We start from the raw sequence: 9,527 nt of genomic DNA, 5'->3' as shown, positions 1-9,527 counted from the left end.
GAATCGAGTGGTAATTGGGGAGGTCAGAACGTCCCCTCTCCCCCTCCTCCCAGCCCCCCCTTTGGGAGGAGGCTGGGAGGAAGGGAGGAGGCAGGGGTGATGAGAGACTAGTCGTAGGTTTTTTTCATCAGGTGGAACAGGAAGGCTATCAGCAGGACGCAGAAGATGGCGACGCCGCCGGCGATCTTCCGCTTGGTGCGGGAGTCCTCGATCGCCGTCAATTGGGTGCTGATCTTGGCCAGATCACCATTGATCTGGGTGGATTCCGTTTTCACCCGCTGGACGTCCACGTCGTGGAACAGCGTGTGGAAGCGGTTCCTGATCGAGAAGAGCGACTTGCCCATCTCCTCGGTGTCGACCCCCACCTTCTGCAGCGCCGCGATCCTTTGGTCGATGCCGACGATGTACCCTTCGGTCTGCTGCATGGCTGCCTTGATGGCGGCGGCCCGCTCGAAGGTGTGGCACTGGGTGCAGGTCTTCTCGTTGATCAGGTCGAGGGACGCCTTCAGCACGTGGTGGTTGCTGTGGCAGGTGACGCAGGTGGGCCCGCCTTTGCCGAGCGCCTTGCCGTGCTTGCTGGCCAGGTAGTCCTTCATCACGCCCACGTGGCAGCGCCCGCAGAAAGCCGGGATCTGCTCTTCCTTGGGAGCCCCGAGGAAGCCAAGCGACCGGTTCATGGCGTCGGCCGCGTTCTTGGGATCTCCACCGTGGCAGCTGTTGCAGGAGATGCCGTTCTCGGCATGGATGCTGGTCTTCCAGAGGTTGACCGGTGCGCCAAGTTTATCCGGCAGCCCCGAATGGCACTGGATGCAGACGGTTTCCGGCGGCTCGGCCCCCTGGGCGCGGTGCGGCTGCAGCAGGGAAAGCACGCAAAGTAGGACGGCACCCGCCGCAAAGAGGATTCCGTTCCTCAATCTATTGGGTATCCGGATCATGAGTAGTGCCCCCATATGGTAAGCCCGATCCACAGCAGGATTCCGGCGATGACGCAGGCGAGGAAGATGGGCCGTCTCAGCGGATGCCGCTCTCGCCCGCGGTCGATGAAGGGAAGCAGCGCCAGGAAGGTGCCGGCGGCTGCCTGGATGATGATCCCTACCAGCTCGTTAGGGAAGATCTTCAGCGTCTGGTAGTTGGCCAGGAAGTACCATTCCGGCTTGATGTGGGCCGGTGTCTTGAAGGCGTTGGCCGGCACGAAGGCGTCGGGGGTGAAGAGAAGGTTCGGCGCGAAGAAGACCAGCGCCAGGAAGATGGCGAAGTAGATCGAGATGGAGGTCAGGTCGACCAGGGCGAAGTTGGGGAAGAACGGAATCCCGCCGGGGTGACTCTCATAGCGGTAGGCGTCGCCGGGCCAGTGCCTGGTCGGCTCGTTGCCGGACGGTGGCGTGGAGATGCCGACCCTCTTCAGGATGAAGAGGTGCAGCCCGATCAAAAGCGCGATGACCAGCGGGATCACCGCGACGTGGAGGGCGAAGAAGCGTCCCAGGGTGGCGGGACCGACCAGTTTGCCGCCGCGCAGGAATTCCACCAGGAAGGTGCCGACCACCGGGATGGCGCTCACGCTGTTGGTGGCGACCGTGGTGGCCCAGAAGGAGAGCTGGCTCCAGGGGAGGAGATAGCCGGTGAGCGACATCCCTTCCACCACCGCGAAGGTGGTGAAGCCGGAGATCCAGTTCAGCTCGCGGGGGCTTTTGTAGCTCCCCATCAGCAGGGTCGACAGCATGTGCAGAAGGAGCACGGCGACCATCAGGTTGGAGCCGACCGCGTGGCAAAGCCGGATCAGCCAGCCGTACGGCACATTGTTCATGATGTAGGTGACGCTCTTGAACGCCTTGTCGGCGTCGGGGACGTAGTAGACCAAAAGCAGCATCCCGGTCACCACCTGCAGCGCGAAGATGACCAACAGCACGCTTCCCAGCGAGTACCACTCGTTGATGTTGCGCGGGAGCAGGTATCCCGTCAGCTCCTTTTTGACGACCTCGCGCATACCAATGCGCACGTCGATCCAGTCATAAACCCGTTTGATAAGGGGCATGGAACCTCCAAAGTTATCCGATAGTTACGTTTCCACCTGCCACGGCGATGGGGAGTTTGGCGAGCGGTCTGGGCGGCGGACCCGAGAGGACGGCCCCGTTGGGGGCGTAGCGGCCAGCGTGGCAGGGGCAGAGGAAATCCTGCTGGTCCTTCTCCCACTGCACGATGCAGCCGAGGTGGGTGCAGACGGCGGAGAGGGCGATAAGGTCGCCGGTTTTGGTTTTGACCACCACCGCGGAGGAACCGGCGTACTCGAAGAACTTCGCCTCACCTTCCGGAATCTCGGTGAGGGGGAAGACCACCTTCGCCGCGCCCGTTTCCCCGGCACGAGGGGCAAGGTAGCGGAAAATCGGGTAGCAGACGGCAGTCACGGCTCCGACCAAAGCCCCCGACAGGCAGACCCCGAGAAATTTTCTCCTGCTTTCGTTCGCCATATCTCCTCCGGTCTAATCTGTAAACTGCGGACAAGTATAATGGGCTAGCGAATGATTTCAAGCCCTTTCGCTGATAGAGAGCGAGCTGAAACAGTATTCCATCGGTAAATCATTCATTTGTGACGGCCAAGTTTATGGGCTTTACCGACCGAGACAGTTTCGGTATGCTTGCTGCTCGGGTGAGAATGGCACTATAAGGAGACACGATGGAAACGTACTATGATCCCAAGGATTTGGGTAAATTCGCTGAAATAGGCAAGGACGCGCCGGAGTTGGCCGGTAAGTTCTTCGATTACTACGGCGCCGTCTTCGCCGAGGGGGAGCTGACCGAGCGCGAGAAGGCGCTGATCGCGCTGGCGGTGGCCCATGCGGTGCAGTGCCCGTACTGCATAGACGCTTACACCCGCGCCTGTCTGGAAAAGGGATCGAACCTCGGCGAGATGACTGAGGCGCTGCACGTGGTGAATGCCATCCGTGGCGGGGCATCGCTGGTCCACGGCGTGCAGATGCGCAAGATCGCCGAGCAGCTCTCCCTGTAAAGGGGCATCCGCCTAAAGTGATGACAGACATCGAAAAGCAACAGGTAGATATCGAGCCGTTCCAGGAAGCCCTGGCCCGCCATGGACTGGCGCTAACGCGCGGGGAGACCACGGCCTTGCAGGTCAATGTCGGGCTCAATTGCGGCCTCGCCTGCGGACACTGCCATCTGGAGGCCGGACCGTACCGGGAAGAGGCGATGGACCGGGCAACCATGGACACCGTCATCGATTGCGCCCGGCGGTTCCGCTTCGCGAGTATCGACCTTACCGGTGGCTCGCCCGAACTGGTACCCGGCATCGACTACCTCGTGCGGTCGCTGGCACCCCTGACGCCGCGGCTGATCGTGCGGAGCAACCTGGTTGCGCTGAACGAGGAATCCGCTGCCGACCTGTGTGAACTGTACCGGGAGATGAAGGTCGTGCTGGTGGTCTCCCTCCCCGCCACCAACGCTTCGCAGACCGAGGCTCAGCGTGGTTCCGGCGTCTGGGAAAAAAGCGTGGCGGCCCTCAGGAAGCTAAACGCTATCGGGTATGGCGTGGAGGGGAGCTCGCTCGAGCTGAATCTGGTCTCCAACCCCGCAGGCGCCTTCTTACCGGCACCCCAAGGTCAGGCGGAGAAGAAGTTCCGTGCCGACCTGCTCCGGAAGTTCGGTATCACCTTCAACGCGCTCTACACCTTTGCCAACGTCCCCCTCGGCCGCTTTCGCGCCTTTCTCGAGCGCTCCGGCAACCTCTCCGGGTATCTCGGGAAACTTGCCGGCGGCTTTAATCCCTGCACCGTGGAAGGGCTGATGTGCCGGAACCAGCTGTCGGTCGACTGGTCCGGGCGGCTCTTCGATTGCGATTTCAATCTGGCCGCGGGGCTTCCTCATGGCGGGACGACGAGCTATCTTGCCGATCTGCTGGAGCTTCCGGCGCCGGGGGTGCCGATTCCGGTAGGCGATCACTGTTACGCCTGCACGGTAGGCTCCGGCTTTACCTGAGGTGGGAGCATCGTGCCCCAGGTTGGGTCATAGGAAGAAGGAATAAACCCCATCCTCACCCCGACCCTCCCCTTGAAGGGGAGGGAGCGTTGGTGGTTGCCAGAGTAATGGGAAAAAGAGGTCATGCCCTCCGCCCAGCGTCCCCTCCCCTTCAAGGGGAGGGACAGGAGCGTGCCCGCCGTAGCCTTCAGGCGAAGGCGGGTGAGGATGGGGTAGGTGTTACGGTTCCAGCATGTGGTGCCGCGTCAAGGGGACGTTGTTGTTGCCATGGCGGGTGAAAACCACCTGGAAGAGCTGCAGCGAGCCGGTCCTGAAAGCGGCAATCGATCCGCACAAGTACAGCCTCCAGGCTCTGGCGAAACTCTCGTCGAACATCCTCACGATCTCACCCTCGTTTGCCTCGTACCGTTCCAGCCAATGCTCCAGAGTCCTCGCGTAGTGCAGGCGCAGGTTCTCCAGGTCGAGGACGTTGAAGCCGTACGGCTCGAAGATCTCCATCATCTCCCTGATGGTCGGGGGATAGCTGCCGGGGAATATCCGCTTCTCGATCCACTCGGTGAGCGGTTCCGCGACATCCTGGCCGATGCTGTGGATGAGACCAAAACCCGTGTCGGACAGCGTGCTGTCGATGACCTGTCCCAGCCTGCGGTAGTTATTCGGCCCCACGTGCTCCAGCATCCCCACCGACACGAAGACGTCGCACTCGCCGGTGATGTTCCGGTAGTCGTCCTCGATGTATTCCACCCCGAAGATCCCTTCCTTCCTGGCCCGCTCCTTCGCGTAGGCCACCTGCTCTTTGGAGATGTTGAAGGCCCTGACCTTGGCCCCGTACCGCTTGGCCATGTAGCGGGCCAGCCCGCCCCAGCCGCAGCCGGCCTCGATGACCCGCTCGCCGCCGGAAAGTCTCACCTTCCTGCAGACCAGCTCCATCTTGGCGATCTGGGCCGCTTCCAGTGAGATGTGCGGCTTCGGGTAGTAGGCGCAGGTGTACAGCATCTCCTTGTCCAGCCAGAGCCGGTAGAAGTCGTTACCCAGGTCGTAGTGGTGATGGATGTTCTTGCGGGAGTCGGAGAGACTGTTGAAGGTTTCCCTATGCCAGTTGTGAACGGGGCTGGTCCGCCTGCGTATTTGTCCCGTGCCGTCCATTGCGCGGGCGACCGCTTCCATAAAATTTACCAGTCCGCCCTCGATATCGATATTCCCAGAGCTGTAATCGTCGCCAAAGTACAGGAGCGGGTTCCCTATCAGTCGCAATAGCGAAATGCGGTTGTGGATGATCATCCTTGTGGTGGCGCCCGGGTTGGAGACCACATCCTCGCCGTCCCAAAGAGCCACCTTGATGGCAGGTGCACCCATCCCTTCTATCAGCTTGCGGAGCAGCCTCCTGTCAAGTTCCAGGACTTTCCGTGAGTCTCTGGCCCGGCCTGAGAAGAAGGAGGTCGGGATGACTCCATTCTGCTTCGAACTTTCCATGGTCGGCTCCTCTTCGATTGTCCACACCTACGATTGTGTGAGTGTTGGGTGAAATGTCAAGTAGATAGGATCAGGCTGAAGGAAAGGGGAGGGAATTCCGGTTGCCATTGATTCTGGGCATCCAATGCCGACAGGTCGAACTCTCGGCCCCGTTCGTCCTGAGCTGTCGAAGCCTGTCCTGAGCCTGTCGAAGGGAACCTGCTTGTGAGAGTCGGGCATAGGTACTTCGACAAGCTCAGTACGAACGGATGCCGACTCTACATCTCCCGAAATTTCGTGAAGAACTTGCAAGGGGCGGCAGGGTGGATTGCTTGCGCTGTTATTTTTCTCCCAGAGCAGTAAACAGGCTTTCCCTGATGACGGGGTTGACCACGTCGGGATCGGTCACGGGCCCCATGTGCCCGGTCTCGACCCAGACCATCCTGCACTGCGGCAGGGTCTGGGCCAAGGCCTCTGCGACCCTGAGCGCCGGCCCCTTGCTCGACTTTCCTGCTATCAACGTCACCGGCAGTTTAAGTGTCCGGTACTCTTTCAAGGTGAGGTTGGTGTGGGTGAGCGCGATGAAATCCAGCAGCAGCTTGTCCGCCCTCGCCTCGAAATCCTTTTGCACCCGCGGCGGAAACTTGGCGAAGGTTCCCGGGCCTCCCCAATAATCGATGAAGGTCTCGACCGCCTCTTCGCGGAGACCTGCTTCGATCATTCGGCCGAGTTCCTGTCTCAGGGTGAACACTCGGCTTAGTGCCGGATCGCTTGGGGAGAGCAGGTGGAATGCGACCGGTTCGAAGAGGGTGAGAGTGCTGACCCGGCTTGGAGCATGGTGGCAAAGGCGTAGCGCGACGGCGCCACCATAGGAGTGCCCCACCAGGTGGAATGGCTCGTCTGGCAGCAGCAGTTCATCCAGCAGTGACTCGACCAGTTTCGCCTCGTCCAGCAGGGTAAAGTCGTCGACCACGGTGGGCGCCGGCGTGTCGCCGTAGCCGTAGAGATCGACGGCGATGACGCGGTAATCGGTTTCCAGCAGTGTGCTCAACGACCGCCACTGGTTCTTCGAACTGAGGGTGGAGTGCAGCAGGATGACTGCCGGACCTTCGCCAGAACTGAAGTAGGAAGGAAGGGATACTTGCATAGGGAAACCTCCTCATCTGCCCGAAGCGATCCTGTAGATTTTGAACACCGGTAACTGTATCACACCGGTCAAGATTGTCTTCATTTGGAAGGATGCAATAATAGTGGATCATTACCCGGATTATCTGTTATAGAAGGGCTTGCTCAATGAGCTTCCATTAAATTCCAGAGGCTGCATGAAGAAAACCGACATCCTGAAGATTGCCTTCCTTTTGTCATGCGTAATCGGCATCAGTCTTTTGCACTACCTGACGCCGCTCAGCCTGCCGATGCTGCATGACATCTTCCAGCGTCTCTACTACATTCCCATCATCCTTTCCGCCTACTGGTTCGGCTTTCGCGGGGGGATCGGCTGCGCCATCCTGGTCACCATCTGCTACGCTCCCCATATCCTCTTCCAATGGGGCGGCCATATCGCCATGGAGATGGAAAAGTACCTGGAGGTGCTGCTTTACAACGTGGTGGGCGGCATCACCGGCTTTCTCTCCCAGCAGGAGCGCTCGCGCCGGCAGCAGTTGGAGGAGACCGCCAAGGGGCTGGAGGAGTCGTATCAGAAGCTGCAGAGCCAGTCGGAACTGATCATCCGCATCGAGGAGCAGTTGCGGCGCGCCGAGCGCCTTTCCGCGCTGGGAGAGCTCTCCGCCATCCTCGCTCACGAGATCAGGAACCCGCTCGCCTCCATCCGCGGGACTGCGGAAATCCTGATGGAAAACGGCATGCCCGCGGAAAGCAGGAAGGAATTCCTCGATATCCTGGTGAAGGAGTCCGACCGGCTTAACGGTGTGGTCGAGGATTTTCTCAGGATGGCCCGGCCCGAGCCGGCAGCCAAAAGCCCCTGCGACATCAACGAGGAAATCGCCAACATCGTCAGCCTGCTCTCCGCCGAAGCCCGCGCCAAACAAATCAAACTTCGGCTGCAATCTTCGCCGCTTCCGCAGTTGGCCGCGGATGGCGCCAAACTGCGGCAGGCCTTCGTGAACATCATCCTGAACGGGATCCAGGCATCGCCCGCCGGCGGTGAGGTTATCGTCTCCACCGCATACCATGAGCGAAAAGGGGCGATCGAGATCCGCTTCTCCGATAACGGTCCCGGTATCACCTCCGAGGCGAAAGCGAAGATCTTCGAACCCTTCTTCACCACCAAGGGGAACGGTACCGGGCTCGGTCTCCCCATCACCAAAAAGATCATCGAAGGCCATGGCGGCAGCGTCGAGGTGGAGAGCGAGCCGGGGAGCGGTGCGACCTTCAAGGTTTTGCTGCCCGCCCCCCATCCTCACCCTGTCCCTCCCCTTGAAGGGGAGGGGACGTAGGGTGGGCCGTTTCCGTGAATCGAAAGAGTCCCGCTGACCGTTCCTTCTCCTTCAAGGAGAAGGGCAGGATGAGGATGGGTGCTCTGGCCTTTTAGGTTGAAGGATATTCTACAATGCTGGTAGGATATTCTGCTTTTCTTCGCAACGCTTCCTCGGAAGTGCCTGTTAATACCGAGAGTTAGCTGTTGGGCATGGTGGTTGCTAACTCTTTCCCTGAATCACAGACCTTCAGGAGTCACCATGTCTGTCAGACGTATCGCCGCTGCCTTACTGTTGTTTCTCGTCACAGCAGTTCCCCCTTTGCACGCCCAAGAGAGTGCCTCGACCAGCCAGGGCGAGAATCTCTCCCGCCTCATCGATACCGCCCTCTCTAACAACCCCGAACTGAAGGCTTCGGAGTCGCGTTGGCGTTCCTTCAAAAGCCGCATCAAGCAGGCCGGCAGCCTCGATGATCCGATGCTGATGCTGAAGATCCAGAACGGCATCGTGAACGACCCGGTCAACTTTTCCAAGGATCCGATGACCCAGAAGGTGATCGGCATCTCCCAGCAGCTCCCCTTCTTCGGCAAGCGGGCGCTGCGCGAGGAAGTGGCGACCCACGAGGCGGAAAGTTTCCACTACGCCCACGAGGAGCGAAAGCTGGAACTGGTGAGGATGGTGAAGGAGGCCTACTACCAGATCTACTTCGCCGACCACGCCGTGGCCATCCTCGACAAGAACATCGGGATAATCGACACCTTCATCACCCTTGCACAGACCAAGTACTCGGTGGGACAGGGCGTCCAGCAGGACATCTACAAGGCGCAGTTGGAGCGCTCCAAGATGCTCGACATGCGCATCTCGCTGGAGCAGATGAGAAAGAGCCAGGTGATCGCCCTGAACTCCCTTTTGTACCGCCCGCCAACCACGGCGGTCGGGCAGATTCCGGAGTTCGGGCTCGGGCAGGAGCCGCCCTCTGCGGACAAGCTGATGGAGATGGCTGAAGAGAGCCGTCCGGAGCTGAAGAGCCTGCGGGCCAAGGTCTTGAAGGGGGAGAGCTCCTACAAGCTCGCCAAGAAGGAGTACTACCCGGACTTCAACGTCGGCTTCGAGTACATGCAGCGTAACAATAACGACGACATGTACTCGCTGGGAGTCACCTTCAACCTCCCCATCCAGCGGGCGAGGCGGGATGCCATGGTGGCCGAGGCAAACTCTGAAATCAACATGGCGCAGGACGAGCTGATGGCGACCAGGAACACCATCGCCACCGGTATCGCGGATCTGCTGGCCCAGATGGAGCGGCGTAAGAAGCTCGTGGAGCTGTACAAGACCGGCATCATCCCGCAGGCCGAGCAGTCGCTCGAGTCAGCCACCATCGGCTACCGGGTGAACAAGGTCGATTTTCTCAACCTGCTGGACAGCAGGGTCTCCCTTTTCAACTACGAACGCGAGTACTACGATTCCCTGGCGGATTACCAGGTGAAGAAGGCGCAGCTGGAGGCGCTGGTGGGCAGGGAGCTTGAGTAAGGGCGGGCGAGGGTATGATTTGCCAATGTAAATACTTTGTCGACGAGGTTTCTTTGAATGGCCATAAATAAGAAAATCACCATTCCCCTGACCATTGTGACCCTGACTATCGTGGTCGCCAGC

General features: G+C 59.9%; 9 protein-coding genes. 4 read left to right on the top strand and 5 right to left on the bottom strand.

The annotated features are described in order from the left end of the window. Positions 1–107 precede the first annotated feature (107 nt). The 3 genes from VJ604_RS01450 to VJ604_RS01440 form a co-directional block, all read right to left on the bottom strand. Positions 108–869, bottom strand: a complete 762-nt coding sequence (locus VJ604_RS01450; protein WP_324079605.1) for a cytochrome c3 family protein — start codon at positions 867–869, stop codon at positions 108–110. Positions 870–931: 62 nt separating this feature from the next. Then, positions 932–2,032, bottom strand: a complete 1,101-nt coding sequence (locus VJ604_RS01445) for a cytochrome b (RefSeq protein ID WP_324079604.1) — start codon at positions 2,030–2,032, stop codon at positions 932–934. Positions 2,033–2,045: 13 nt separating this feature from the next. Next, positions 2,046–2,465 carry a QcrA and Rieske domain-containing protein gene (locus VJ604_RS01440; RefSeq protein ID WP_324079603.1) on the bottom strand — a complete coding sequence of 140 codons (420 nt, stop codon included), beginning with the start codon at positions 2,463–2,465 and terminating at the stop codon, positions 2,046–2,048. A 206-nt stretch (positions 2,466–2,671) separates the two neighbouring features. Here VJ604_RS01440 and VJ604_RS01435 point away from each other — a divergent pair, with 206 nt between their 5' ends. Continuing rightward, positions 2,672–3,004, top strand: coding sequence for an arsenosugar biosynthesis-associated peroxidase-like protein (locus tag VJ604_RS01435; RefSeq protein WP_324079602.1), 333 nt, complete (start codon positions 2,672–2,674; stop codon positions 3,002–3,004). 20 nt (positions 3,005–3,024) lie between these two features. Further along, positions 3,025–3,987 (top strand): arsenosugar biosynthesis radical SAM (seleno)protein ArsS, encoded by a 963-nt coding sequence (arsS, locus tag VJ604_RS01430; RefSeq protein ID WP_324079601.1) that lies wholly within the window; start codon positions 3,025–3,027, stop codon positions 3,985–3,987. 219 nt (positions 3,988–4,206) lie between these two features. Here arsS and VJ604_RS01425 read toward each other — a convergent pair whose 3' ends face one another. Together VJ604_RS01425 and VJ604_RS01420 are read right to left on the bottom strand one after the other, a co-directional pair. Then, a complete protein-coding gene (locus tag VJ604_RS01425) occupies positions 4,207–5,460 on the bottom strand; it encodes a class I SAM-dependent methyltransferase (RefSeq protein ID WP_324079600.1) in 1,254 nt (417 codons plus the stop codon). Between the two features lie 319 nt (positions 5,461–5,779). Then, complete coding sequence (locus tag VJ604_RS01420; RefSeq protein WP_324079599.1) at positions 5,780–6,586, bottom strand: alpha/beta fold hydrolase; 807 nt, start codon at positions 6,584–6,586, stop codon at positions 5,780–5,782. A gap of 175 nt (positions 6,587–6,761) precedes the next feature. On the opposite strand from VJ604_RS01420, the gene VJ604_RS01415 reads away from it, so the two are divergent. Both VJ604_RS01415 and VJ604_RS01410 read left to right on the top strand, forming a co-directional pair. Next, positions 6,762–7,895 (top strand): two-component system sensor histidine kinase NtrB, encoded by a 1,134-nt coding sequence (locus VJ604_RS01415; RefSeq protein WP_324079598.1) that lies wholly within the window; start codon positions 6,762–6,764, stop codon positions 7,893–7,895. Between the two features lie 240 nt (positions 7,896–8,135). Beyond that, a complete protein-coding gene (locus tag VJ604_RS01410; RefSeq protein WP_324079597.1) occupies positions 8,136–9,404 on the top strand; it encodes a TolC family protein in 1,269 nt (422 codons plus the stop codon). Positions 9,405–9,527: the final 123 nt, after the last annotated feature.

Source organism: Geomonas sp., from assembly GCF_035254065.1.
Taxonomy (GTDB): Bacteria; Desulfobacterota; Desulfuromonadia; order Geobacterales; family Geobacteraceae; genus Geomonas.
Note: the sequence above shows the minus strand (reverse complement) of the source record. Positions and strands in the feature narration are given on the sequence as shown.